The sequence below is a fragment of the Streptomyces sp. NBC_01426 genome, assembly GCF_036231985.1.
Taxonomy (GTDB): Bacteria; Actinomycetota; Actinomycetes; order Streptomycetales; family Streptomycetaceae; genus Streptomyces.
The window spans coordinates 557,838-580,621 of record NZ_CP109502.1 but is presented as its reverse complement, the minus strand read 5'-3'; the positions used below and the strand labels follow the sequence as shown (position 1 = coordinate 580,621).

Annotated in this window: 31 protein-coding genes; 12 read left to right on the top strand and 19 right to left on the bottom strand. The window is 69.8% G+C overall.

Going from position 1 to position 22,784, the window contains the following annotated elements; translation table 11 throughout:
- The first annotated feature begins 499 nt into the window (after nt 1–499).
- The gene (locus OG906_RS41305) at nt 500–856 is read left to right on the top strand and encodes a hypothetical protein (RefSeq protein ID WP_329449077.1); all 357 of its coding nucleotides are present in this window, start codon (nt 500–502) and stop codon (nt 854–856) included.
- A gap of 276 nt (nt 857–1,132) precedes the next feature.
- Here the strand turns inward: OG906_RS41305 and OG906_RS41300 are convergent, their stop codons facing one another.
- On the bottom strand, nt 1,133–1,954 hold the full coding sequence (locus OG906_RS41300; RefSeq protein WP_329449231.1) for a hypothetical protein: 822 nt from the start codon (nt 1,952–1,954) through the stop codon (nt 1,133–1,135).
- 80 nt (nt 1,955–2,034) lie between these two features.
- Here OG906_RS41300 and OG906_RS41295 point away from each other — a divergent pair, with 80 nt between their 5' ends.
- Nucleotides 2,035–2,487, top strand: a complete 453-nt coding sequence (locus OG906_RS41295) for a ribosomal protein L7/L12 (protein WP_329449079.1) — start codon at nt 2,035–2,037, stop codon at nt 2,485–2,487.
- Between the two features lie 180 nt (nt 2,488–2,667).
- Here OG906_RS41295 and OG906_RS41290 read toward each other — a convergent pair whose 3' ends face one another.
- The 3 genes from OG906_RS41290 to OG906_RS41280 form a co-directional block, all read right to left on the bottom strand.
- Nucleotides 2,668–5,796 (bottom strand): DEAD/DEAH box helicase, encoded by a 3,129-nt coding sequence (locus OG906_RS41290; RefSeq protein ID WP_329449080.1) that lies wholly within the window; start codon nt 5,794–5,796, stop codon nt 2,668–2,670.
- A complete protein-coding gene (locus OG906_RS41285; RefSeq protein WP_329449081.1) occupies nt 5,793–6,329 on the bottom strand; it encodes a hypothetical protein in 537 nt (178 codons plus the stop codon). The genes OG906_RS41290 and OG906_RS41285 overlap by 4 nt, the downstream gene beginning before the upstream one ends.
- Nucleotides 6,330–6,412: 83 nt before the next feature.
- Nucleotides 6,413–7,033 carry a hypothetical protein gene (locus OG906_RS41280; protein ID WP_266976154.1) on the bottom strand — a complete coding sequence of 207 codons (621 nt, stop codon included), beginning with the start codon at nt 7,031–7,033 and terminating at the stop codon, nt 6,413–6,415.
- Between the two features lie 527 nt (nt 7,034–7,560).
- On the opposite strand from OG906_RS41280, the gene OG906_RS41275 reads away from it, so the two are divergent.
- Nucleotides 7,561–8,133 carry a hypothetical protein gene (locus OG906_RS41275; protein ID WP_266976156.1) on the top strand — a complete coding sequence of 191 codons (573 nt, stop codon included), beginning with the start codon at nt 7,561–7,563 and terminating at the stop codon, nt 8,131–8,133.
- Nucleotides 8,134–8,635: 502 nt separating this feature from the next.
- On the opposite strand, the gene OG906_RS41270 is transcribed toward OG906_RS41275, so the two are convergent.
- On the bottom strand, nt 8,636–9,427 hold the full coding sequence (locus tag OG906_RS41270) for a hypothetical protein (RefSeq protein ID WP_329449082.1): 792 nt from the start codon (nt 9,425–9,427) through the stop codon (nt 8,636–8,638).
- 275 nt (nt 9,428–9,702) lie between these two features.
- On the opposite strand from OG906_RS41270, the gene OG906_RS41265 reads away from it, so the two are divergent.
- From OG906_RS41265 to OG906_RS41250, 4 genes are all read left to right on the top strand, one after another.
- The gene (locus tag OG906_RS41265; protein ID WP_329449083.1) at nt 9,703–9,981 is read left to right on the top strand and encodes a helix-turn-helix domain-containing protein; all 279 of its coding nucleotides are present in this window, start codon (nt 9,703–9,705) and stop codon (nt 9,979–9,981) included.
- Nucleotides 9,978–10,604, top strand: coding sequence for a hypothetical protein (locus OG906_RS41260; RefSeq protein ID WP_329449230.1), 627 nt, complete (start codon nt 9,978–9,980; stop codon nt 10,602–10,604). Before OG906_RS41265 ends, OG906_RS41260 begins: the two co-directional genes overlap by 4 nt.
- A 1-nt stretch (nt 10,605) precedes the next feature.
- Nucleotides 10,606–10,971 carry a hypothetical protein gene (locus tag OG906_RS41255; RefSeq protein WP_329449229.1) on the top strand — a complete coding sequence of 122 codons (366 nt, stop codon included), beginning with the start codon at nt 10,606–10,608 and terminating at the stop codon, nt 10,969–10,971.
- Between the two features lie 222 nt (nt 10,972–11,193).
- Nucleotides 11,194–12,540 carry a competence protein CoiA gene (locus OG906_RS41250; RefSeq protein ID WP_329449228.1) on the top strand — a complete coding sequence of 449 codons (1,347 nt, stop codon included), beginning with the start codon at nt 11,194–11,196 and terminating at the stop codon, nt 12,538–12,540.
- A 40-nt stretch (nt 12,541–12,580) separates the two neighbouring features.
- Here the strand turns inward: OG906_RS41250 and OG906_RS41245 are convergent, their stop codons facing one another.
- Complete coding sequence (locus OG906_RS41245; RefSeq protein WP_329449086.1) at nt 12,581–12,907, bottom strand: hypothetical protein; 327 nt, start codon at nt 12,905–12,907, stop codon at nt 12,581–12,583.
- A 43-nt stretch (nt 12,908–12,950) separates the two neighbouring features.
- Between OG906_RS41245 and OG906_RS41240 the strand changes: the two genes are divergently transcribed.
- Both OG906_RS41240 and OG906_RS41235 read left to right on the top strand, forming a co-directional pair.
- Nucleotides 12,951–13,286: a hypothetical protein gene (locus tag OG906_RS41240; RefSeq protein ID WP_329449087.1), complete on the top strand. Its 336-nt coding sequence runs from the start codon at nt 12,951–12,953 to the stop codon at nt 13,284–13,286.
- A 2-nt stretch (nt 13,287–13,288) separates the two neighbouring features.
- Nucleotides 13,289–13,642: a DUF6233 domain-containing protein gene (locus OG906_RS41235; protein ID WP_329449227.1), complete on the top strand. Its 354-nt coding sequence runs from the start codon at nt 13,289–13,291 to the stop codon at nt 13,640–13,642.
- 108 nt (nt 13,643–13,750) lie between these two features.
- Here OG906_RS41235 and OG906_RS41230 read toward each other — a convergent pair whose 3' ends face one another.
- On the bottom strand, nt 13,751–13,876 hold the full coding sequence (locus OG906_RS41230; RefSeq protein ID WP_266976172.1) for a hypothetical protein: 126 nt from the start codon (nt 13,874–13,876) through the stop codon (nt 13,751–13,753).
- Nucleotides 13,877–14,546: 670 nt separating this feature from the next.
- Here OG906_RS41230 and OG906_RS41225 point away from each other — a divergent pair.
- Complete coding sequence (locus tag OG906_RS41225; RefSeq protein ID WP_329449257.1) at nt 14,547–14,954, top strand: ATP dependent DNA ligase; 408 nt, start codon at nt 14,547–14,549, stop codon at nt 14,952–14,954.
- 47 nt (nt 14,955–15,001) lie between these two features.
- Here OG906_RS41225 and OG906_RS41220 read toward each other — a convergent pair whose 3' ends face one another.
- From OG906_RS41220 to OG906_RS41205, 4 genes are all read right to left on the bottom strand, one after another.
- On the bottom strand, nt 15,002–15,298 hold the full coding sequence (locus OG906_RS41220; RefSeq protein ID WP_329449226.1) for a hypothetical protein: 297 nt from the start codon (nt 15,296–15,298) through the stop codon (nt 15,002–15,004).
- Nucleotides 15,299–15,344: 46 nt separating this feature from the next.
- On the bottom strand, nt 15,345–15,806 hold the full coding sequence (locus OG906_RS41215; RefSeq protein WP_329449225.1) for a hypothetical protein: 462 nt from the start codon (nt 15,804–15,806) through the stop codon (nt 15,345–15,347).
- Between the two features lie 90 nt (nt 15,807–15,896).
- Nucleotides 15,897–16,958, bottom strand: coding sequence for a DUF6292 family protein (locus OG906_RS41210; RefSeq protein WP_329449089.1), 1,062 nt, complete (start codon nt 16,956–16,958; stop codon nt 15,897–15,899).
- Nucleotides 16,959–17,012: 54 nt separating this feature from the next.
- Nucleotides 17,013–17,420 carry a hypothetical protein gene (locus OG906_RS41205; protein WP_266976178.1) on the bottom strand — a complete coding sequence of 136 codons (408 nt, stop codon included), beginning with the start codon at nt 17,418–17,420 and terminating at the stop codon, nt 17,013–17,015.
- Nucleotides 17,421–17,761: 341 nt separating this feature from the next.
- Here OG906_RS41205 and OG906_RS41200 point away from each other — a divergent pair, with 341 nt between their 5' ends.
- Entirely contained in the window at nt 17,762–17,983 is a 222-nt protein-coding gene (locus tag OG906_RS41200) for a hypothetical protein (protein WP_329449090.1), read from the top strand.
- The gene (locus OG906_RS41195) at nt 17,983–18,234 is read left to right on the top strand and encodes a hypothetical protein (RefSeq protein ID WP_266976182.1); all 252 of its coding nucleotides are present in this window, start codon (nt 17,983–17,985) and stop codon (nt 18,232–18,234) included. The genes OG906_RS41200 and OG906_RS41195 overlap by 1 nt, the downstream gene beginning before the upstream one ends.
- 359 nt (nt 18,235–18,593) lie before the next feature.
- Here the strand turns inward: OG906_RS41195 and OG906_RS41190 are convergent, their stop codons facing one another.
- The 8 genes from OG906_RS41190 to OG906_RS43895 form a co-directional block, all read right to left on the bottom strand.
- Entirely contained in the window at nt 18,594–18,851 is a 258-nt protein-coding gene (locus OG906_RS41190; protein ID WP_329449224.1) for an HIT family protein, read from the bottom strand.
- A gap of 175 nt (nt 18,852–19,026) precedes the next feature.
- The gene (locus OG906_RS41185; RefSeq protein WP_266976186.1) at nt 19,027–19,380 is read right to left on the bottom strand and encodes a hypothetical protein; all 354 of its coding nucleotides are present in this window, start codon (nt 19,378–19,380) and stop codon (nt 19,027–19,029) included.
- Between the two features lie 274 nt (nt 19,381–19,654).
- Nucleotides 19,655–20,326 (bottom strand): NUDIX domain-containing protein, encoded by a 672-nt coding sequence (locus OG906_RS41180; protein WP_329449091.1) that lies wholly within the window; start codon nt 20,324–20,326, stop codon nt 19,655–19,657.
- An 86-nt stretch (nt 20,327–20,412) separates the two neighbouring features.
- Entirely contained in the window at nt 20,413–20,562 is a 150-nt protein-coding gene (locus tag OG906_RS41175) for a hypothetical protein (RefSeq protein WP_266976190.1), read from the bottom strand.
- Nucleotides 20,563–20,720: 158 nt separating this feature from the next.
- Nucleotides 20,721–20,960: a hypothetical protein gene (locus OG906_RS41170; RefSeq protein WP_266976192.1), complete on the bottom strand. Its 240-nt coding sequence runs from the start codon at nt 20,958–20,960 to the stop codon at nt 20,721–20,723.
- Between the two features lie 123 nt (nt 20,961–21,083).
- Nucleotides 21,084–21,263: a hypothetical protein gene (locus tag OG906_RS41165; RefSeq protein WP_329449092.1), complete on the bottom strand. Its 180-nt coding sequence runs from the start codon at nt 21,261–21,263 to the stop codon at nt 21,084–21,086.
- Nucleotides 21,264–21,282: 19 nt separating this feature from the next.
- A complete protein-coding gene (locus OG906_RS41160; protein WP_266976196.1) occupies nt 21,283–21,759 on the bottom strand; it encodes a Pycsar system effector family protein in 477 nt (158 codons plus the stop codon).
- A 120-nt stretch (nt 21,760–21,879) separates the two neighbouring features.
- Nucleotides 21,880–22,671, bottom strand: coding sequence for a hypothetical protein (locus tag OG906_RS43895; protein WP_371591630.1), 792 nt, complete (start codon nt 22,669–22,671; stop codon nt 21,880–21,882).
- Between the last annotated feature and the right edge of the window lie 113 nt (nt 22,672–22,784).

Genomic DNA, 22,784 nt, shown 5'->3' with positions numbered 1-22,784 from the left:
GCGCGGGGTCGTTCCCTGGCTGGCGGGGGTGACGAGGAGTACGCGGTCTGTACGGCGTCGGTTCGGTAAAGACTAGCTGCAAGGCACCTGCGGGCGAGTTCGCGTTCGTACCGCTCGTAGGGGCCTGCGAAGAAGTGGACGGCAACGGGGCCTTGCCCCTGCCACACCGCGAACGCAAGGAGACCGGCGGCAATGTCGGGTGCCGCAGCCCTGAGGCCAGCTGCCTGGATCATCCCTGGGCCCCCGCGGCCGCTGGCACCACCCACGACGTCCTGGTCCTGCCTCATGGAGGCCTACGCCGCATGGTGGGGGCTCGAACCCGTGGATGGCTCTGGGCGGCGGACATCGCGAGGGAACGACCTTCAGGCCCACCTGTTTGAGGGACTCATCCGTCAACTCTTCGTCGTGGAGGAGACCCGAAGGAATGGGTTCGCAGGACAGAACCGGTTCTGTGAGGCAAGACTGTCGCCGCCCGCGAACGGAACGGAGAGGACACGGCATGACCACCACTCAGTGGGACAACCTTCCCAGGCTGATCGAGGTCAACGGCGGCCATCTGGATTGGAACGTCAGTGAGCTACTTGGGCTCGCCGGTGCCCGCGCCGCTGGAGCCCGCATCGTCGAGGACATCGAGCACAAGTTGGCCGAGCGCAAGATTGGCCATCTTCCGCCGCGCATCCCGCGAGACCGGACGTGCCGAGTCCTGCTCTATACCCAGGATCGTCCGGGACTCGGCCTTGTCCTTCACAGTGCCCGGAAGCTCGCCGAAGGCCAAGCTCCCGAGGGGATGAGCGTCAATGACCAGGTCGGCGTGCTCGCCACTCTGCTGAGGATGTACCGACCTGCGGCTAAGTGACAGCGGTACCGCGAGCAGTCTCGCCGCCTGGCCGAGGAGCCGGGAATCTTCACCAGATCCGGGAACCCGCCTTCTCGGACACGACATCGCCGAATCTGTGAGCGTCTGCCCGTCGGGCATGACGACGGTGACGGGGGTGGGCGGCGGATCAGTGGATACGGATCTCACCGTGGCGGTGCGCCGGGCAGCGGCCGCGCGTCCCCGAGCCTTCGGGAGGGCCCGCCGGGCCACGACTCGCTTCCTTGCCGCACGGTACACGGCGCGGAGGAAGGGGGTTCAGATCAGGCGTAGCAGGGCTGCCGTCGCAGCGATCATGGTCTCCGCCTCTTCACGGGTGTAGGTGAACTCCTTGGTGACGACGTCCTTGTGCAGGGCGCCACTGGCCTGCCTCTCCAGCGCCTTGCACGTCGCGGCCCAGCGCTCCTCCTTCGTGTACTGCTCGAACTGCTTCTTGGAGGAGGGCTGGGGCCATCCGCTGTTTTCCCTGATGTACTCCAGGGTCCGGCGGACGTCGAGGAGAGCGCCGTCGATGTCCGGGGCACCGCGAAGCCGACTCTGGGCGCTAAGCAGGTACTGAACGGCTTCGCGGCGAGGTTCGTCGGCTGCGGGGAAGGGCACCGACATCTCTACGGCGAGCGAGGGACCGAGGCCTTCGAGCTGCCGTTTCCAGCTGCTCTCGGCAACGGTGAGGTAGAGCCGGATGTCAGTACTGCCGGGGTGGAGACCGGCGGCGGCCTGAGGGAGTACCGCGCGAACTGTGATCTCCAGGCGCAGGTCGCCGGAGCGGTTCTCTTCCAGTGCGCGGAGCTGGGCGTTCGTCAACGTATAGGTGAACTTGTGATCGGTGCGCTGGTCAGGACGGAGGGCGAGGGTGGCATTCGAGGCGGCCAGGGCGATGGGCATGCCGTTGCCATGTGGAGCCTGGAGGCTGGTCTCCAGAACCAGTACGCGGCCTGCCTCGGGCGCCTTCGGCACGTGGATGTCCAGGGTGAGCTGGAGCGTGTGGGTGCCAAGGGCCTTGACGAGCAGCAGGCTGTTGTCCCGGGGGCTGACGGCTACCGAGCCGATCGGCTCGTCGAAGTTCAGGTTGTCCATCATGGCGGCGCCTTCCTGGTGTATCTGGCGCCGATTCTCGGCCCTGAACACTCGACAGTGCGCCGGATTTCCGGAATGAGCGGATGCCCGGCCTCGGGCCTGCTACGCCTGCGGCTTCGCCGCCCCTGGGATTCGCCACGGCACTCAGCAGTTGCCGTGATGGTTCACTTGCCGCACAGCTCGTGGACGGCCGGGGAGGGTGTGTGGAAGAGCCAGGATTCCGTGTGCTGCTGACAGGAGCAGGAGACCGGAAAATGGAGGCAGTCCGTGCGATACGGACGATCACCGGCCTCAGCCTGTGGAACAGCAAGCTTCTGCTTGCCGACGCACCCGTAGAGATCGAGGCAGCCGGCTGGTTCGAAGCCGCTGTCGAGGCGGCTCGGACCCTTGAGGACGTAGGCGCCCGCACCACGCTGCTCTGCGATTGCTGCGGCCGCCCCATTAGACGGGGAGCCTTCCCCCTCACGTCGGCGCAGTGCACGGACCCGCGGCCCTTGGAGATCTGCTGGGCAAATGGCCTGCCCACAGCGACCTGAAATCGGCCGAGTTCGGTCTGAGAGACAAGCCCTAGTTCCCGGTCGGGGCCGAGCTCGCCACCGGACGGCGGCCACCCAGGGCCCGGCCACCACGAACCCCGCGTCCCATCTGTAGCCGACGCGTCCGCGCGCCGCAGCAGGCCTGCTCACGCACGCACCCGCCACGACGCGCGTAACCCCTCACCAGTGAATGCCCAGCTCGTCGAGGGCGGCGATCTGTTGGGGGGTGAGGCGGCCTTCGCGGTTGCGGGCGCGTTGGACGCTGAGCCAGGCGTCGAGGCGTTTGCCGTTGAAGGTCGTGCGGGCGGGCGGGCGGAGGTGGCCGTGTGCGGCCTGGTACTGGCGGGCGTCGTCGAGGCGGGTCTGCCAGGCCTGGTCGATGCGTACGTCGGCGACGCCGCGGCCGGGGGTCCAGTCGATGCCGAGCTCGTCCAGTGCGGCGGCACGCTCTGGCGGGAGGGTGCCGCGCTGGTGGGCGGTGCGCTGGCGGGTGAGCCACACGGTCAGGTCGAGGCCGTTGACGGTCGTGCCGGTCGAGGGCCGCAGGTGTCCGTGCTCCCCGTGGTAGCTGCGCGCGGCCTGGAGGGCTTGCTGCCAACGGGACCCCAGGGGATCCCAGTCCATCCCGAGTTCGTCCAGGGCGGCGATCTGCTTGTCGGTCAGCTGGCCGTTGCGCCGGGCGGCGCGTTGTTTGGTCAGCCAGTCGGCGAGACTTCGGGTGCCGGCGTCGTCGGAGGTCTCCTGTGGCCGCAGGTGTCCGTGCTGTTCGTGGAAGGCGCGAGCGGCATCGAGGTGCTGGGGGAAAGGGTCGGCGGCGTAGATGTTGGCGCGGGCGCGCTTGAGCCGCAGGCTCAGGGTGCTGGTCCTGACGTCCAGGGCTTCGGCGAGTGCCTTCTGCTCGACGCCCGCTTCGACCAGGGCGAGCAGTGCTTCGGCGAACGGCTTGCCGCGCTGGTGGGGGAAGGCGCGCAGGGCGGCGATCTCCTCGTCCGTGGGGGGCCGCTTGGGGGTGGTGGCGGACCAGATCATGCCGAGTTCGTCCAGGGCGGCGCGGCGTTCGGGGTCCAGGGTGCGGGCTCGGCCGGATGCGTCGCGGGTGCTGCCGGCAACCACGGAACGCTGGTAGGCGATGAAGTCGCCGAGGTTGTAGCCCTCGGCGTCGATGTGGTTGACGGGGACGGCGAGGTCTCCGTGCTGGTCGCGGTAGCGGCGGCAGGCGGCGAGCCCGTCGGCGAAGCGGGCTTCGCGGAGGTCCCAGACCATGCCGAGCTCGTCCAGCGCGCTCACGACGCCGGAGTCGACGTCGCCGTGCGGGTAGCGGTTACGGCGCGTCTTGAGGGCGCTGCCGAGCGGGTACCCGTCGTCGGTGACGTGGGTGTGGGGCACGCGCAGGTGTCCGTGGGCGGCGTGGAAGGCGCGGGCTTGGGCGATGAGTTCCTCATTGGCCTGTGCCCGGGTGTTCCAGGTCATGTCGAGTCGCTCCAGGGCCGTGATCCGCTCGGGGGTCAGGCGGCCGGTGGCGTAGTCGCGGCGCAGCATGTTGATCCGGGTGCCGAGCCGGTAGCCGTCGGGGGTCCTGTAGGCCTGGGGAACGTTGAGGTGGCCGTGGGTCTCCCGGTAGGTGCGGGCGTGGCCGAAGGCCGTCTGGAAGTGGTACCAGTCGGAGTCCCAGATCATGCCGAGCCGGTCCAGGGCGGCGATGCGGTCGGCCGCCATCCAGCCCTTGCGGCGGTGTTGGCGGGCGTTGTTGATCCACTGCCCCAGTCGGCGCCCATCGGCGGTGACGTGACCGGACGGGATGTCGAGGTGGCCGTGCTCCTCGTGGTAGGCGTGGGCGGCGCCGAAGCCTTCCCACCAAGGGGAGGTGCTTTGCCTCACCAGCAGCAGTTCGACCTGCTCGATGAGGGCCTGTCCGGTGCCCCCGGGCAGTTCGACTGTGATCTTCGACGGAAGGCTGGGGTTGCTGATCGTGCTCTTGCTTCGGCAGTCGTCCAGTGCGCTGCCCAGGGGTTCGTCGTGGGCGCGCAGGGCGCGGACGACCTGCCACAGGGTGGCGTAGTCGCCGGGGTCCAGGTCGCCGATCTCACCGTCCTGTTCGGGCACGATCAGGGGGACGATGATGGTGGACAGGCCGGGGGTGTCGGGGTGGGGGCGCAGGGTCCGGCCGACGCCTTGCACGATGTCCACCGCGGAAGACTTGGGGTGCGCGAAGAGAACTGTGTCGAGGGCCGGCACGTCCACGCCCTCGCCGAGCAGGCGGGAGTTGGCGACGACCGTCCACCCGTCGGCGGGAGGCAGTCGCAGGTCGTCGAGGACCTGTTCGCGGAGCCGGGGGCTCATCTCTCCGTGGATCACGAGAGAGAGGGGGGCCGGCAGCGAGGGGGCGAGGCGGCGGGAGAGGTCGGGCAGGGAGCGGGAGAACTCGGCCGCCTGGGCGACGCGAGCATGGAATGAGACCGCGCGCCGTACCCCGTACTTCTGGGCGGCGCGCACGAGTGCGGCCTGCGCGACGAGGGTCTGCATCGACGGCGCGCCGGGTCCTTCCACGTACTCGCGTCCCTTGTCGGCGAGCACGGCGCGGGCCTCGCTCTCGCGGATCCCGATGACGTAGAGCCGGTAGTCCTCCAGATAGCCCTCGGCGATGCCCCGGCTGAACGGATAGGTGTAGAGGACGGGCCCGAACAGCGCGACGTCGTCCATGGACAGGCGCCCGTGGCGGCCGGCGGCGGCCGCGTCCACGCGGGGGGTTGCGGTCATGTACAGGCGCCGGACGGCGGGAAGGTACGTGGGTTCGGTGACGCGTCGGATCACGAAGTCGGGCCGCCCCGTCAGGTGGTGCGCCTCGTCCAGGACGAGGAGATCGAGCTTCGCCTCGACCTGGTGCAGAGCGTCGTGCAGCCGGTTCGCGGAGATGTACGTACCCACGATGAGCCGGATCCCCCCACGGGCGGGGCGGGCGAGCCAGTCGGCGATGATCTGCGGGTCGGTGGTGACCTGGGCGGGGATGTCGGGCAGATGCGCGGGGGCGTCGGTGACGGTGTCGTCCGAGCACACGGCGAGGACGTCCAGCCCGGTCCCCGCAGGGTGCAGCGCGCGCCAGGTGGTGATGGTCTGGGCGACCAGGGCCAGCGAGGGAACCATGACCACGGCCAGTCCGCCGGCGGGCAGCAGCCGCATCGCGGACTGCTGCGCCATCAAACTCTTGCCCGACCCGCACGCCGCGTGTAACTGTCCCACCCCGCCGCCGGCGAGGCCTTCGAAGATCGCGGTGATGGCTTCGTTCTGGTACGGGCGCAACTCCACCGTCATTCCCCCTTCCTGGGCAGGGCGTCGTCATCGCCCTGCAGGATCGCGTCGATGACGGCGAGGCCCTGCGCACGGGACCAGGACCGACAGGCGGCCGCGAGCGCGTCGATGTCGGCAACGACGTCCTCTTCGACGTCCTCTTCGAGGTCCTCGACCTCGTAGGAGAGCAGCGTCCCGGGGTCTTCCAGCCACGTCACGTCGATGACGGTGCCGCGCACGATCCAGGCGAGGGCCTGCCAGTGCCCGGCCAGCAGCGGGGGCAGGTCGCGCAGTTCGGCGGCCAGGAGCCGGTCGAGAGTGTCGTGGGGGAGCCGGCGCCGGGGGTCGCCGGCGGTGCGGGCGCGGGCCACGGCCTGGCTGATCGTCTTCTCGCTGACATTCAGCTCGACGGCCAGGGCTTTGGCGCCGCCACGGCCCCGGCGGGTGACCTCGGCGTCGATGACGCGGGCCTTGTCGTCGGCACCGGCGGAACGCTCGGCGTTGCCGTGCTCGATACGGGCCTCGGCCCGGCGGAGAAGTTCGAGGAAGTCGGACACAGAAGGGATTTCCTTAAAGGGAAGGGCCCGGCCGCCCGGGCGGGCGGCCGGGCCGGTGAGGACGGGGTCCAAGGGAGGGAGGGTCAGTCCTCGTCGTCCTGGTCGGTGGCGGCGTCGTCCCGCAGCGTGCGCAGGTGGGCCTCCAGGCCGGCGCAGACGACCACCGTGTTGCCGCCGCAGTCGGCCAGGTCCCCCAGGATCTCCGCCGCGATCTCGTCCAGCCGCTCGTCACTGGTGTCGGCGGTGATGCCGTACTCCTCGGCCTCCAGCCCGTTCAGCGCGGCGTCGACGTCCCACTGCCCGATCAGGTCGTTCTCCTCGAAGACCTGGTCGTAGGGGTGGGCCAGGCCGAGCTTCGTCTCGATCTCGTCCTCGGCGGCCTGGGCGTCCTCACCGAGCCGGACGACCGTGTTGTTTCCGTCCCAGACCTCCTCCCAGTCCGCGAGGATCCGGTCGGCGAGCGGGGCGATCTCCTTCATGACGCGATTTGCGGCGTCCCCCGTCAGCACGGGGATGGTGTAGCGGCGGTCCTGACCGTGGTAGACGGTGAAGGGGACTCCGTTGCCGATCTCGGCGTTGTAGTCGGCGAGCAGGACGCCGTTCGGCAGGTCGAGTTCGATGTAGGCGGGCTGCGCCTCGGACTGGCCGTCGTAGTGGCGGAACAGCTCGGTGGGGCTGGTGCAGTCGATGATTCGGATGCTCACGGCGTACCCTCCATGGACGTCGGACGGCCCTTGCTGGCCGCCGGCGGGGTGTCGGAGGGCTGGACCCCTCCGACACCCACACCATACTTACCCCTAGGGGTAAGTATCAAGTCCATCCGTGAAGTTCAGGATGAAGAGGTCCCGCTGCGCCTCGCAGCGATAGTTGTCACTTCGCAGCGCGAACTGTCACCGCCCGGACGCTCGTGTCGGTCGACGTGCGACATTTCTTGCTAGGTGACACTTGTCCGAGCCAATTGCCACTGAGGGCGAGGGTGGGGCGGACGATTGGTCATCGGTCAATCAGGGTCTTGTCGAGATCGAGTCCGCCAGCGCAAGGCAGACGCGACGTTCTTTGAGCCAGGTCGGCAGTCCTCACTCGACTAGCCGACGTTCGCAGTGCAGCCATTACGATCACGCGTATGCCTCCGCACCCTCGCCTTCCCGCTGTCATCGACGCCGCCAACGCCTTATCCGCCGGACTGCAGAATCCTTCCCTGCTGGTGGGGCTTCACCGCGACATTGACAGTTTGACCGGGAAGGACGGCAAGTCGCTCGGGGGCTCGAAGAAGCAGTACGCCCTGCGGTGGGGGATCTTCACGCTGTCCTACGCGGCTGTCGAAGCCTTCTTCAACGAAGTCCTTGCCCTCGATCCGTCCCGGACGCGGCATCTTCCGCTCAACCCAGACAAGCTCCGTCACGTTGGGCAGCAGCACGCGGTCCGGCTTTTCACCGACGACTGGGGAGTCCGTACGAGGGCTCTGGGCAACGCCGCCGGGAACCGCTCGCGCTGGAAGGCTTACGTCGGCACCCAACAGGTGAAGCTGTACCTCGCCGACATGAAGACCCTCCGCGACATCCTGAGCCACGGCGGGGACCCGTACACGGTGTCGAACCGCTCCGGCGCGTTGTGGTCCCTGAAGGGGGGCAGGCACTCGATGCGCCTGATGGGCGCTGAAGGCTTCATCCAAGCGTGCTGCGACCTCGCCTCGCAGACCGTGCTTGCCTACGGCGGGAGCTTGGCCGACTTTCCCGAGTGGCCAGAGCCTGAGCGGTCGGGTCTCTCCGCGGAACGGCGTCCGTCGCTGCCTCTGTTGGACTGATCACGTCCCACTCGGCTGCCTGCTCCATTACTCGCCGTTGTCCACATCGTTGTCCAGTTCACTGACGGACCCCGCCGTCCGCTGCGGTACGGGGACCCCCACTGACCTGCCGGCTGCGTCTCTTCGCCGATGTCGGTGTCATCTGGACTGGAGATCAGGTGTGGGTGTCAACAAAGAATGACCATCCGGTGTCAAGCAGAGCGATCCGACCAGCCAGAAACCGCACGTCAGGCCACCGCCGCGGTGTCATCTAGCTCGAACGGTGAACGACGAGCGGCGCCCGTACGACACTCCAGGTCACCGACTCGTGCGTTCGTCGGCGTGGTGCCACACGGCTGCGAAAGTGCCGTTGGTGACAACAAGCGCGTGCATCTGGTGACAGGTACCGCTGAGATTCCAGCGCCGAGCCGCAGGTCGGTCACGGCACCGGTGACAACTATCGCTGCGATGCACACCCGCCATCTCGGGCGGCCACTCCGTCTACTGGGGATGCTGCGAGGTGTCAGTTCGGGGAGTTCTTGCGAATGTTGCCGACCGTGACGTGGCTGACGTTCAGGAGTTCGGCGATGCGGCGATCCGACAGGCCGAGTCGGGCAGCGCGTTTGACCGTGTCGGGTCGGCTCGCGACCGCTTCCGCGATGGCCTCCAGCTCGTCCTCGACCTTCTCGCGAGCCTCGGCAATCTTCTGCTCGCGCAGTCCTTCCAGGTAGGAGTCCAGGCCGTGGCAGACGATCTTGGGGTTCTCGATGGATCCGCACATGGCCAGGTTGGAAAGGATGTCGGCCTCGATCTCCGCCAATCGTTCGTCGGTGGTCTCGTCGGTGATGTCGTAAGCGTCGGCTTCCTCGCCGTTGGTCGCGCTGTCGAGGTCCCATTCCTGGATCAGGTCCGGGTTCATGTCGGCCGGCAGGTCCTCGGGGTACCGCTCGCCGATAAGGTCCGCGATCTCCCGTTCCGCCGCGGCGGCGTCGTCGCCCAGAACGGCGATGACGTTGGCTTGCCTGTCGTCCAGATCGGTTTCCCAGTCGTCGAGCATCCGTTGGGCGAGAGGCGCGATGTCTCGAAGCAACGCGTTGGCGGCCTCGCCGGTCAGGGCCGGGATCGCCCATCGCCGGTCGAAGCCATAGTGAACACTGAACGGCGTCATCGGGCTGCCGACCTCGGCGTGATAGTCGGCCAACAGGATGCCGTCCTTCAAGCCGAGTTCGACATAGCAGCCCTGGGCCGTGAACTCCCTGTCGAAGTGCTGATGGAGCTCGGTGGCTCCGACGTGACGGATATCGAGTTCGGGCATGGTGATCCCCTTTTCGCCGGGACGGGACCGCTCCCGTCGCGGTAAGAAACTTACCGCAACTGGTAAGTTTCTTACCATCCCCCGCCGCCTCGGACTCTTGTTCGACGGCCGTCACCCCCTTATCGCCTGCCCTGATGCGCCCCGTCGGCCGTCTTCGGCGGCACGGGCCGGTACGTCACCGCGTCGGCGTCGACCGCTGCGGCGTTCGGTCTCTCCCACTCCCGGCCCCATCAGCTTGTTTGACATACCGTCAAAGGATATATACCGTCACCGGTATGGACGACACGCGTACCCGCGTCACCCCGACCGCCGAGCGGGATCGCTCACTCATGGAGCGAGATCTCGCCTACGCCCTGGCCACGCAGGTCTTCGAACTCCGGCGGGCGGCAGGCCTGTCACAAAGCGAGCTCGCCGCTCGGGCGGGCATGAAGCAGGCGCACGTCTCGCGCTTCGAGTCGGCGCAGAGCACCCCCACCCTGTCCACGCTCCTCCGCCTGGCCGACGGCCTCGGGATGACACTCACGGTGGACTTCACGACGGAGGAGACCCCGTGACCAGGCTTGCCCGACTCGTCGCACACCACGCCATGAAGGTCCTGCTTCTCACCATCCCGCCATGGGTCGTCCTGTTACAGATCAAGGACCTGCACTGGGCGGCCCTGGTCGGCGTATCGGCTCTCACCCTGGTACTCGCCGCGGCCGCGCTGGCCCTGTCCTTCCACCTGCCCGACTGCCCCCTGTGTGTCCACCGGACCGCCGCGGAACTGAGGAAGATCCGCTACCGGATCCCCCTGTACTGCGCGCATCTCGTCGGCCCCTTGCTCATGGCCGCCGTCCTCTTCCTCTTCCTCGCCCCCGCCCCACGGACCCGGCAGTACACCGACCTGGACGCGCTGAGGACCGTACGCATCAGCGCAACTCTGATCGCCCTGGTGCTGGTGGTCGCGGCCGTGCAGTTCCGCCGGCGGAACGCCGAGGCTCTTGCCCGTCCGTGGTGGAGCGGGGCTCTCTCCGCGCTCGACCGCGCTTCCAAGACGGCGGGCCACTACACCCATTGGGTGCTTATCGGGGCGTGCGCGATCCTGGTCCCCTATCTGGTCCTCGTCCCTCACACGGGGCCGTGGGAGGCGATTCGGTGGGTTGTCATGCTGGATCGCCCTGGGTGCCGGGTGGGCTGAGATGAACCACGCCGGGGCCCTGTGCGCGCGCTGCACCATCGGCTATGACCTCAATCGGGGGATGGAGCGGGCCGAGTCCGGCCGTCGCTATCTCCTCCTCGATCACCGGCTGACCGTGCCCCCTGTGGTGTGGCTCTGCGTCGTGGCGACGGCCGGGGCGAGCAACCTCCTGTTCGAGCAGGCCGCGCTCTACCTCATGGCCTTCCTCTTCCTGCTGGCGATCCCCAAAACCATCCTCAGCCGCTTCCACAACAGGCACCTGCCGTGGTGCCCGATCTGTTCCCGGGGCGACGGCGGCGACGATGGGGAGGAGGTCCCGGCCCCCGACTCACCCGGAGGTCTCCGCCTCCCCCTGCCCTCGGTCTAGGTCCGCGGCGTCACGAGCGCCGTGCGGCCGTCCACGGGAGGACGAAAGAGGGGTCTGCTGCGGCGGGCCCCTCTTGGTGGGTGCGGAGCCCGCAGCCGATGTCGAGGGGCGGCGGTGCACCTCCGCCAGGCGGATAGTCCGGTTCACGCCGTTCTCCGAGAATCGCCGCAAGGCTGCCCGCGAAGCGGGGACGCTGACCTCGGGACGGACGAGGGGGCGTCGATGGGGTACACCGCTGTCCATCAGGACTGGGGCCGGCTGGACGCCTCACTGGACGATCTCGGCTGTGGTCGCTCATGGCGGGACGTCCACCGCGTTTCGGGGATGGAACTGGCCTGTCCGGAATGCCGAGGGCGGGTCTTCGCCCGGATCTCCCAGCATCGCTCCCGGCACTTCTACCACCAGGCGCGCCCGGACAACTGCGAGCTGGCGAACGAGTCGCCGGAGCATCATCGCCTGAAGCGCGAACTGGCGATGGCCGCCAGGGCGGCGGGCTGGCGAGCCGAGCTTGAGGTCGCCGGCGCGACCGGCAACTGGCGGGCCGACGTGATGGTCTTCGACGAGCAGGGCCACGCGTTCATGGCACTGGAGGCGCAGTTGTCGCCCATGACTCCGGACGAGGCGCGGATGCGGACCGAGCGGTATGCCGCGGACGGGGTGGCGGTGTGCTGGGTCGGGCCCCAGGAACGGCCCTGGCAGCGGGTCGTGCCCACGCTGCGTGTGCCCTTTCCGGCAGAGGGTGACCGGGTCTGGCAGGTGCGGCACGGGATGGCCAGCTATGTCTGGGCGCCGCGCACGCTGAAAGCGAAGGCGGCTTGGGTCCACATCACTTGCCCGCTCGGCGATGCCCTCAAGTGGATTCTTGAGGGCCGGGTGCACGTTCACACGGAGCCGAACGGCACGGTGTGGTGGACGGCCCCTGCCTACCAGGACCTGGCGGTCGCCCGCGCCCGCCTGGAAGCCTGTGCGGAAGCCTCCGCGCGAGCAGCCGCTGCGGAGAAGGCTCGGCGCCAGGAAGAGCAACGACGGCGGGAAGCCGACGCCCGGGCCGCCGCCCTCAGGGAGTGGCGTCGCAATGCCGCGGCCCGGTCCATTCAGGCGGAGCAGGAACGGCTGGCCGAGTTGCAACGGCTGGCCGGCTTCTTCGAGCACGCGGGCATCGATGCCGCGATGTGGCGAGTCTTCACGCAGATGGTCCGCTCCACCTCGGGCAAGACGGTCGTCTACGGAGACCAGAGCCCTTCTCATGGCAACGGTCTTCTCGTCTACACCCGGCCGCGGGAATGGAGCGACCCCCTCCTGGCCGGCGTGGTGTGCCCGGCCCCCGAGGGCCTCATCAGATGGCCGGGGAACCTGACGATCTTGGTGCCTGGTCCCACGTGGCTGGCCCGGATACAGGCTGCCCCACGGCCCGCCCTCCAGGTCGCGGTCCTGGACCCTCGTGACCGGCCGCAGCGACTTCGTCAAAGTTGCCGCATCGCACCAACCGGAGCCGATCCAGGAGTTACCCCGATCAGGGCCGACAGGCTGAGACGTCGACCGCGCAGCGCTACGGAGCACTGCCACTGACGTCGCCCTCACCGGCTCGCCCGAGCGGCACGAGGGCGGGTCACCTCCCGGCCGGGGGGTACTGCCATTCTGTGCCGGTACCGGGGGGCAAGGTGATGAGGCGGCCGTCGACGACCCGCTTCTCGACGGCGGGCTCACCGCCAGGGGCTGCGACGGCGGCGCGGTGGAGCGCGACGCGTGCGGCGGGGGTGCGGGGGTGCTTCCGCCAGTACGGGTGATCGCCGATGCGCACGGAGAGATGGAACAGCCACTGGTCGAGCTCGGCCCGCCGCTCGGTGGTCGGCGTGGCGGAGAGCTCGTTGTAGGTGCGGATGCTCTCCTGTTTCAGCTGGATCAGATCGGCGGGGAAGAGCCAGGTTTCGGCCATGTCCTGATTACAACACGAAATCGAACAGGCGTATGATTGAGCCATGACCGTCGACTACCCCCCTCGTCTCGTCGCGCTGCAAGCACAGCTGCATCGCGTCCGCTCCCAGCACGAGGAACTCTGCGCGACACTCCCGTGGTCGGCGGACCCGCTGGAGGGCTGGCAGGCGCGGGAGGGCGTCTACTCCCACCGCGGCGACGTCGAGGCCAGCCCCGGCTACACCCCGCAGCAACGGGCACGGAAGGCGGCCTTCGAGCGTCGACTGAGCCGGCTGACCGGCCTGGTGCTGACCGACCCGTTCTGGGCGACGCTGGCACGCGAGGACATCGTCGAGGCGCGGATGGGACTCAAGCGCGCCCACCTGGTTCAAGGGGCGTAGTCGTGGACCTGGCGGGCGGCCCCGCGTGGCTCCCGCCGGACCTGGAGCGCCTGCGGACGGTGGAGACGCTCCTGTCGGTCCTCCTTGACGAGACCCGGGTCCGGATCGCCGCGGTGGAGGCTGAGGAGCGGGTGCGCGCGGACGCGGCCCGGTACCGGCCGCCGGTGGTGGAGTGGGTCATCGAGTACGGGATCGACGCGGCCGGCCGCTCCGTTCTCGTCCACACCGGTGACTGCCCGCTGGTCTCCGGTCGCTCCCGCCCGGCCACCCGCGCGCAGGCGGTCGAGGCGCTGCGGGACTCGATCGCGCGCGCCTGCGCGATCTGCCGGGTGGACTCCGCCCTGGGTCTCGCTTGACGTCTGAGCCTCCGAGGGCCTGGCGCCCGGCGGCACTGTCCCGAGGGCGGCGAGGCCCGTCCCGGTCCATGGCGGCCAAGGGGAGTAGCTCCACGGGGCGGGCGGGGATCACACCTTGCTGGTCCAGCCGTTCACGGGTGTGCGCTCGCCCACCCTGCACGCGTAGGCGATTACGTCCCCGATCCGTTCCGCGCTCTCGTGTCGGCCCTGGTCTTCCAGCTCGACGGTGAGCATCCCGGGGGTGGGGAAGGTGGTTTCGGTGATCTCGCCGGTCGCGTACAGCCGACTGATCGCGCCCCGTCCCGGTGGGACCGCAGAATCTCGCGCACGGATTCGTCTGTCAGATGGTCCACGGGCTCAGAGTAGGGACGACACCGGGGCGAGCGGTGTATCACGGGCGCCTCGTACCGCGCACGTGGAGGCGAAAGCCCCGGCAGACCGTGAGGTCTGCCGGGGCTGTTCGGGCCGGTGTACCGCAATTTCGAGGGGTGAGCTCGTCGCCTTTATCGGTCACCAGCGCCGAACGGCTGCCACCGTGCCATATGCAGGTCGTTCAGTGCTCCGGACGGCTCCGTCGGCTCCTCGGATGGATGACCCTCCACGCCCGGACCGGCCCGGTCCGGTCCGATCCGGCGGACCCTGGAAGAGAGATGACGAGGGAGACCTGCGGGTGACGCTGAGACCACCGGTTGAGCCCATGCTGGCGCAGGCTGCGGAGTCGGTGCCGACTGTGGTGCGTGATCTTGCTTTTGAGCAGAAGTTCGACGGGCACCGCGCCCTGCTGTTCACCCCCGCCGAGGAGGGTGGCCGGGTCCAGTTGCAGCAACTCAGGCTCCACAAACACCCCCTGAAGACCCGCCATACACCACGGAGGAACAGACTAACCTAACGGCATTGGTCCAAGATCAGAAGACGGGACACCACAGAGGCGATCGTCGGCGCGGTCACCGGCACACTGACCCGCCCGCAGCTGCTGGTCCTCGGACGCTACGACGACACCGGCCGCCTCCGGGCGGTAGGCCGAACTGTCGCGCTGCGCCCGGAGCAGGCCCGTCAGGTCGCGGAGCACCTGACCGCCGCCGGCCCCGGGCATCCGTGGACGGGGGTGCGGTTCGCCGCCGCGTGGGGGTCCCGCGATTTCCTGGACGCGGTCCTGGTCCGCCCGGAGGCGGTGGCGGAGATCAGCGCAGACCGGGCTGTGGACCGGGGCGGCGTGTTCCGGCACCCGCTCCGATTCAAGCGGCTGCGCCTGGACGTGGGCGCCGAGGACGTGCCAGCGTTCGGGGCAGGGCCGGCTTCGGCCACCGGATGAGTCCCTCGCCGCCGCCGCAAGGGCCCGTCGACGTCTGCCGAAGAGGTTCACCGGTTCAAGCGGGTACGCGGCCCCCACGCGAACTCAAGGTCATCCAGAAGAACGATCTCCAACCCCTTTTTCCACCGGCCGCGCAGCAGGAACGGCACGGTCTCCATTCGCTCACAGATGATCAGGCTTTCGGGCTGACCGGCCAGCATGTAGCGGCCGTACTCGGCTGGCCTGCTGCCCGGCCCGTATGAGCGCAGTAGCTCCGCCAGGCGTGCACGGTGCTGTTCGGCGAACGTCTCCAGGCGCTCGGCATACCCTGCTCGCTCCTCCTCGCGCACGGCGCTGAGCGCCACGGGCAGAATCTCGTCCGATGCCTCGGGGCCGAGGAAGTCGGCCGGGTCAGCCAGGGCCCACGTGCACCGCTGAGCCGCCGCCATCACCTGCCCTGTGTCCAGCGGCGGCGCCGGTTCCTGCGCCGGGGGTTCCGGAGTGGAGGGGCCGCCGCCGAGGGTGCGCGAGCAGCAAGGCGCTGGAGGCGGCGAGTCCGCGCTGGGTGGTGGCCGTGGTGTCGGCGATGCGCAGCAGGTGGCTGGCGACGTCGCGGACCCCGGCGTGCCATCCGTCCTCGAACTGCGGATCTGACCCGTGCGGGGCGCTGCTCTCGGAGATCCAGGTGTGGGCCCCCGCCACGGCGCCGGCTTCCAGCTTCGACACGATCTCGTCCGCCTGCTCGGGAGTGACGCCGAGGGCGGCGAGGGCCTTGAACACGGTGAACCGCGCCCCTGTCGCCTCGCTTTGGTGATGGCCGATGCGGGCCAGCTCCTGGCCGTACGCGTCGGAGTCGGACTGCTCGGTGCTCACGCTGTGCCTCCATTGTCTGTGGGGTTTGACGGCCTGGGCCGGATTGCGTACGGGGGTCGGGGCTCGCGTCTCGATGGCGGAGGGCGCGGTTCAGGGCGTGGGGTGGGGGCGCTTGGTGCCCTTGCGTCCGTCGCGCAGGGCGGCGAGGAGCTCTTCGGGCTCAGGGCGGAGCCCGCTGCCCAGGTAGCGGATGCCCTCCCCCTCGGGCGGCGTGTCGGTGGCCTTGCCGATGGGGTGGCGGCGGCTGGTGGCGGTCCGCCATCCGTAGCGGGAGTCCCACACCACGGCCGCGGCCGGCTGGTCGGTGTCGAGCGGAACGGCCGCGGCGACGTGTTCTCCGTCGGGCTGGCGCATCTCCACCTGGACTTCCTGGGCGATGCCGGCCGCGGCCAGGAAGTCGGCGGTCCGCTGCAGGTACGGCTGATCCTTGCGTGCGCGCAGCTCCCGTTCGGCGACCGCGATGGCCATGCTGTCGGCCTGGACCTGGGTTGCGGGGTAGCCCAGCTGGCGGGCGGCGTCCTTCAGGTCCAGGCCTGGCTGCTTCTCGACGAGGTCGGCGATGCGCCGGCCGCGCAGGGTGGCCAGGCCGGACTGTGCGGTGGGTCGGAAGGTGATGCCGAGGGTTTCGGCGACGTACTCCCCCTTGACGGCGGGGTCGGCGTCCAGGAGCTCGGCGATCCGCGGCAGGATCTCGTCGCGGGGGATCATGTCGCCGCTGCCCGTGGGGCGGCCGCCGCCGGCGGCCTTGCCGGGGCGCTTGTTCTTGTACGCGAGGACCAGGTGGCGGGGCCAGTGCTCGGTGCCCTTGGGGCCCGCGGGCACGAGGACGACGCCGGCGGCCAGGTCCGGGTCCTTCTTGTAGGTGTTCCAGGTCACGGGGGCGATGCTGAGCAGTTCGGCGGCCTCGTGGCGGTCCAGGAGGTCCTCGTCGTCGTCGACTTGGGGCAGCTCGGGGATGGGTTCGCCGGCGTAGTAGGCCTTGGTCTGCTCCGCGTCCCAGAGCTGGTTGCGGGCGCTGGGCGAGCTGATCGGCGCCGGGTGGCCTTCGGCCGCGTACGGCTTCTGGTTTCGGACGGTGACGAGCTTCTTGCCGAGGGCATCGGCCAGGTCGGACATGGTCTGGACGTGCTGCAGGCGTCCGGCGCGGATCATGTGCTTCTCCTTCATCGCGGGGCGGGGCGCTCGTGGCGCCCCGCCGGTGGGGTGTCAGTCGTTCGTGGGGTCGGGCAGGCAGTGCGGGTTGCACGGCGCGCCGGCCTCTGCGCCGCATCCGTCGCAGGGGCGGGCGGCCGCCTCGATGAGCGGGTGGAGGCGGGCGAAGGCGCTGTCGGCGCCGGTGTGCGGGGTGATGCTGCCGCCGGCGATGACGTACACGGCATGCGGCGGGTTACCGGTGGTGCGCACCCGGATGCCGGCGGTGTCGCCCGGGCCGGCGGCGAGTCCGGGGATCGCAAGGACGCCGGTGGCGGGGACGTTGGTGACGCCGGCCTCGGTCAGGAGCTGGGCGAGCCGGGCGAGTTCGGCCACGGCGGCCGCGGAGGTCGCCGGCCAGGCAGGCGCGGCGCCCGCGGTCTGCGTCGGGCTGCCGGCGGGGTACGTCAGGGAGAAAGACACAGGGCCTCCAGGGTGTTGGGGTGTGTTCGGTGCCGCGGGCTGCCACCACCCGCAAACAAGAAAACATTACCTATCTTGCATCACCGTTGGCAAGTGGAGTGGTCGCACCGCCGCGGCGTACGGATACACTCGGAAGCGAGATACATCTCTCGGGTCTCCCGCGGAGTGTGTTTTCGGTTGGCCGGCGCCCTTGCCACCCGCCTCGGCGGAAGTGGGCGCCGGCCGCTTTCTTTTCCGCCGGCCGCAAGGCTCCCCCGCACACCGGCTGGTCTCCGCGTCCTCTTCGCCTTCCGGGTTCCGGGCACGTCCTCCTGCGCTAGCCTCGTTGCAGCATCTACGACTTGGAGGCCGCGATGCGGATCGTCTTCGACCCGGCCGAGCAGGAAGCCTTGCGTGCCGACGCGCGGGAGATGGCTGACAGCGACCCGCAGATCGCCTACGTCCTGGAGCGCCTGGCCGGCGAGGGCGTCGATCTGGACGCCGTCACCTCCTGGGAGGACCTGCGCGAGAACCTCGGGCAGCCCCCGCTCGACGACTCCGCTCCCACCTCGCACGTCGCCTGATGGGACGCCACGCACCCAAGCGCGCCCGCATCGTCTTCTACGACGTGGCGCAGGACCAGGTCGAGAAGATGACGGAGGCCGAGCGCCTCCGGCTCGACCCCGTACTGGTGGCCGTCTCCAGGAATCCCGAGATCGGCGTGCTGTCGAAGCACGGCGCGATCCGTGAATACCGCGAGGACGGCGTCCGGATCGTGTACGTGCCGACCGCCCTCGGCACCCTGGTCCTGGTCGCCTACGTCGAGACGGACTGACGTCTTCGAAGGGCCGTGAACAGCTGGCCACAGCAGAGCCCCGGACGCGACGTCCGGGGCTCTTGTCTTCGAGCCGGGTCCGGTCGACGATCACTCAGGTGCCGTTCGGCGTCTGCACCGTGCAGCGCTCGTGTCGACCACAGTCGACTTGGGTCTCGTAGCGGTCGGCGCTGGCCGCGCCGGAATTCGGGACCAAGATGGTACGCGGCTGGGCACCGGTCCACCGCGCGGCCAGGGCGTCGGCGGCCTGGGGCCGCCAAGACGGGACGGGTGCGCTCTTGTCCTGGGGTGGGTCCGGCGAGGAAGACGGACGGGCCCACCCCGGATGGGCTCGCGGGCCATGACGAGATTGATGCTGTTCACGAGGAGGCTCCGTTCTGCGCGGCGGCGCGGGCAGCGTGCTGCGGGGTCCAGGGCAGGGGCAGGTTGTCGCCCTCCTGGCGGGGCACGACGTGGACGTGCAGGTGGAAGACGGACTGGGTCGCCTCGGTTCCCTTCGAGGTGATGAGGTTGGCGGCGGGGAGCTCCGCCATCAGCTCGGCCGCGCGGCGATACACCGCGGCGGTCACCTCCGGGTCGGCGCCTGCGTCGGCGACGTGAACGCGCGGCAGGACCATGACGTGACCGTCGGTCACCCGCCGGTGCGCGGTCGGATGGCGAGGGCGTCGGGCCATTCCCGGAAGATGGCGGCCGGGGCCTGGCCAGCGGCGATGGAGCAGAAGACGCAGGTCTTCACGGCGGGCCTCTCCTGGTGGGCGGTGAGTCGATCGGGTCTCGTGCGGGGTGGGTTGGTCAGATCCAGTGGAAGATGTCGCGGACCTGGCTGGCCGCGCCGCTGAGGCTGTCGGCGGGGAGGCTGTAGTCGATGTCGTAGGGGTCCTCGGTCTCGTCCATCACGGCGCTGGAGGCGGCCACCAGGACGTCGGCGAAGGCCTCGTGGACGTCGGCGTCCTTCAGGGCCTGGACGATGTCGCCCTGATTGGCGTGGCCGCGGGTGATGGCGTCGGCGAGCAGGCGGAGCGCGGCGGCTGCGGCCGGGGCGAGGTCTGCGAGGTCTCCCCCGTCGGCAGTCAGGCTGGCGCGGGCCGGGGTCTCGATGCCGGTGATCGTGGCGAGGTGCTTCGGGGCCGGGGTCTCGCTGGTCACTTCGACTCCTCGGAGTGGGTGGCGGGGCTGAGCTGTGGGGTGCCGGGTCAGGGCGGCCCGACCCCCCAAGAATGCCAACAAGAAGTTGGCGTATCAACATGAAATTGGCCAACTCGAACTTGGCCTTTATGTCGTGGAAACGCCAGCGCCCCCGACCTCCGGCAATGAGGTCGGGGGCGCCAGGAGGATCTGCCAGACTCGGCCGGGGCCTGCCAGCAGGGACGCGGTGGCGCGCACGGCCGGCAACGGTCTTACCTGCACCCGCGCACACTCCCTACTTGGCGAGGTGGTCCAGTGCGCGCTGCAGAAGCGGCCGGTGCGCGGCGTAGAGGGTGCGGCCGGCGGCGATAACCGCGGCGTCGAGCTGGTCGAGGGAGACGAACGGCCACCAGTTGGCGTCGAGGGCGTCATCGGCCGCGACGGCGGTCACTGTGGCGGGCAGAAGGTACAGCGCGCCGGTGGAGGCGACCCATGCGTTGTCGCTGTTGCGCCAGTCGTCCACGACGTCGCGGCCGAGGACGATCGGGTGGTGGTCGGCCAGATCGATGCCGGTTTCCTCTCGCAGTTCGCGGACCAGGGCGGCCGGGGCGGTCTCGCCGGGATCGACCATGCCGCCGGGGATCGCCTCCACGTGGATGTCGGTCCGAGTGATCAGCAGCACCCGGCGCTGGTCGCCGCTGCCCGCGACGACGATCGGGTCCGCGGCCTGGTTCTCGCCCCACTTCCCGAGGTTGCGGCCGGTACGGCCGGTGCGACCGTGCGGGTGCATCGGCCAGCCTCGCCCGTCGAGTTCGAACGGGACGAGCGCGGTCGCCCGGCGCTGGTCCCAGTCGTGCACATCGGTCGGTGTGGGCGCCGCCTCTGCCCAGTTGGGCACGTGGTGTGCCAGTGCCGACGGCTGAAGCTCCGGCGGCGTGATGTCCACGGGGGTGTACTCGCTCATCATGGATCTCTCCTCTTCTCGTGACGGTTCTTGGGGACCGGGCGGCGGCCGTCTGCGGTTCGCGGCGCCGGGCGCTCGGGGTGTTGGAGCTAGCGGTTCCGGCCGAGGGCGGCCAGGAGGCGGGCCAGGTCTCGGCGCAACAGGGCGCGCCAGGTGTTCGGCACCGGCGGAGGCGCGGGTGCGATGGCCGGCGGCGCCGGGTCGGGGTCGGGCAGGTCGTGGTGGCGGACCTGCAGCATCGCGGTCGGCCAGGTGCCCGTGGGGAACCCGGCGGCGGTCAGGGTCTCGGTGAGGAACGCCCAGCCTGCGGTCCGGTTCTGCTCTGGACGGGGAGCCCTGGGGGCGGCCGTACCTCTTGGCCGATGCTGCGGCCGCCCCTGGGATCTTCGGCGCCGGCCTACTGGTCGGCGGTGTAGCGGTTGACCTGATTGCGGATGTGCTCGCGGCTGAAGTCGAGGTGTTCGGCCACGGCCCTCTGCGTGAGGGTCTTGGCGTCCATCTCGGCCTTGACCGCGGCCCAGTAGGCGCGGTGGGCCGCTTCGATGGCCTGGTTGCGCACTGTGGCGGCCTTGTCGAGGCGGGCCTTGGCCGCGCTGACCTCGCCGGCCTCGGGGGTGTCGGGTTTGGTGGGGGTCATGGTGATCGGCTCCGTGTCGGTTGAGGGACGATGTAGCTGCCCCCTGCTCCGGTTGAGAGCGGGTTGGGCTGGCCCGGGGCGGGCGGCTTGGTTGGTAGCCGGTGATGCCGCCCGTCCCGGGGGTCAGAGCGCCTTGGCCTCGGGCTCGCAGGCGTGCGTGAGGGCGGTGTCGAGGATGGGTCCGATGCGGTCGGGGTAGTCGGTGATCTTCATTGAGAGCCCGCACTTGTGGCACTCGAACTGCGCGGTCTTCATCGGCGTGGTCAGGCAGCCGAGGGCTCGGCGGATCAGTTCGGCGAGCATGCCCCTCTCCTTCGGTCGGTCAGACGGCGAGGGCGATGATCCCGGCGAGGACCAGCAGGGCGACGGCAGCGGCGGTGATGTCGATGGCGAGCCGGAGCGCGCGGAACTTCCGAGCGGCGATCCGGGACAGGACCACGATCAGTTCGGCGCTGCGGTCGGTGGCGATGTCGGCGGCGGCCTGTTCGGGCGTGCAGGTCGCCCAGTGGAGGTAGGAGCCGCTGACGTCGCCGCCGAGGCGGGGGCGGACGATCAGTAGGACCAGGAGCATCGCGGCGGCCAGGGCGGCCGCGCCGATCCCGGCGGCGATGGTGGCGGCGACGGGGAGGTCGTGACCGGGGACGGTGGCGATCAGGACGGCGAGGGGGAGGCCGAGGACGGTCAGGAGCGCGGACGCTTTGGCGTCGGTCCTGCCCATCTCGGCAATCACCTCGGTGCGGGCCTGGGCCAGGCGCGCCTCGGTGGGGGCGGCCTGCGATAACTGCTGGATCTGCTCCATGATTCGTCGCCTCCGGTCGTCGGTGCGGGCCCTTGCCCACCCCTCAATGATGCCAAGTCTGAGTTGGCATGTCAACTCAGACTTGGCCAACTCGTGATTGGCGTTCAGGAAAGGGGTCGACTACTCGTCGACGGGGTCGGCGTGCAGGTCGTCGTACGCAGAGGCGGCCCTCCCCCAGAGGTTGCTCGCGCGCTCGGCGGGCTCCTGGGCGCACAGGCGGGCGTAGAGGTCGGGGAAGTTGCGGCCGGTGCCATCGCCGTCGGGGTCGTTGTCCATGGCTTCGGCCAGGGCGAACGGGTCGGTGGGCACCCGCGGTTCGAGGTGGTCGAGGTCGGGGCGGAAGGCGCCGGTGGCGATGACCGTGCCCTCCACGTGCGCGGTGGAGTGCAGCTGCCCGCGCAGGCCGGCGGCGATCTCCTCGGCGTGGCTCTCGTGTTCGTACGGACCGATCCGTACGGGGTCCAGGCCGGGCCGGTGGAGGATGACGGCGTGGCCGACCGGGTCGGTGTAGCGGACGGGCCGGCCGAGCTGGTGGGCGTAGGCGATCTCGGCGCGGGTGGAGTCGCCGATGTATCCGCCGGTGTTGACGACCAGGACTTGGTCGCAGGCCCGGATCTTCCAGCGGTGTAGCGCGTCCAGTGCGAGCTTGAGCTCCTCGGCGGCCGCGGGTTCGGCCCACAGCGGGTGCGCCTTCTTCATGTCGCAGCCGGGAGCGAGGACCACGCGGCCGGCGGCCGTCTCGCGGAAGTTGGCCTCGGCGAGCTCGCTCCAGAAGCGGGTGGAGCCGCAGAGGGTGACGACCGTGGGCCGGTCGGTGGAGGTGTCGGACGGGTTGAGCAGCTGCTCGGAGGTGGCGGCGGCCGCGATGCGGCCGGCGGCCTGAAGGTCGCGGTGGTGGTGCTCGCGGTTCATCGGCATGTCCTTCGTTCTCGGGAAATGGGCGGGAGGCCGGCGCAGTTTGGGGGTGATGCCGGTAGTCGTGCGGGCATCCGCTGCCGGCCGATGTCCAACATCGTCATCGGCCC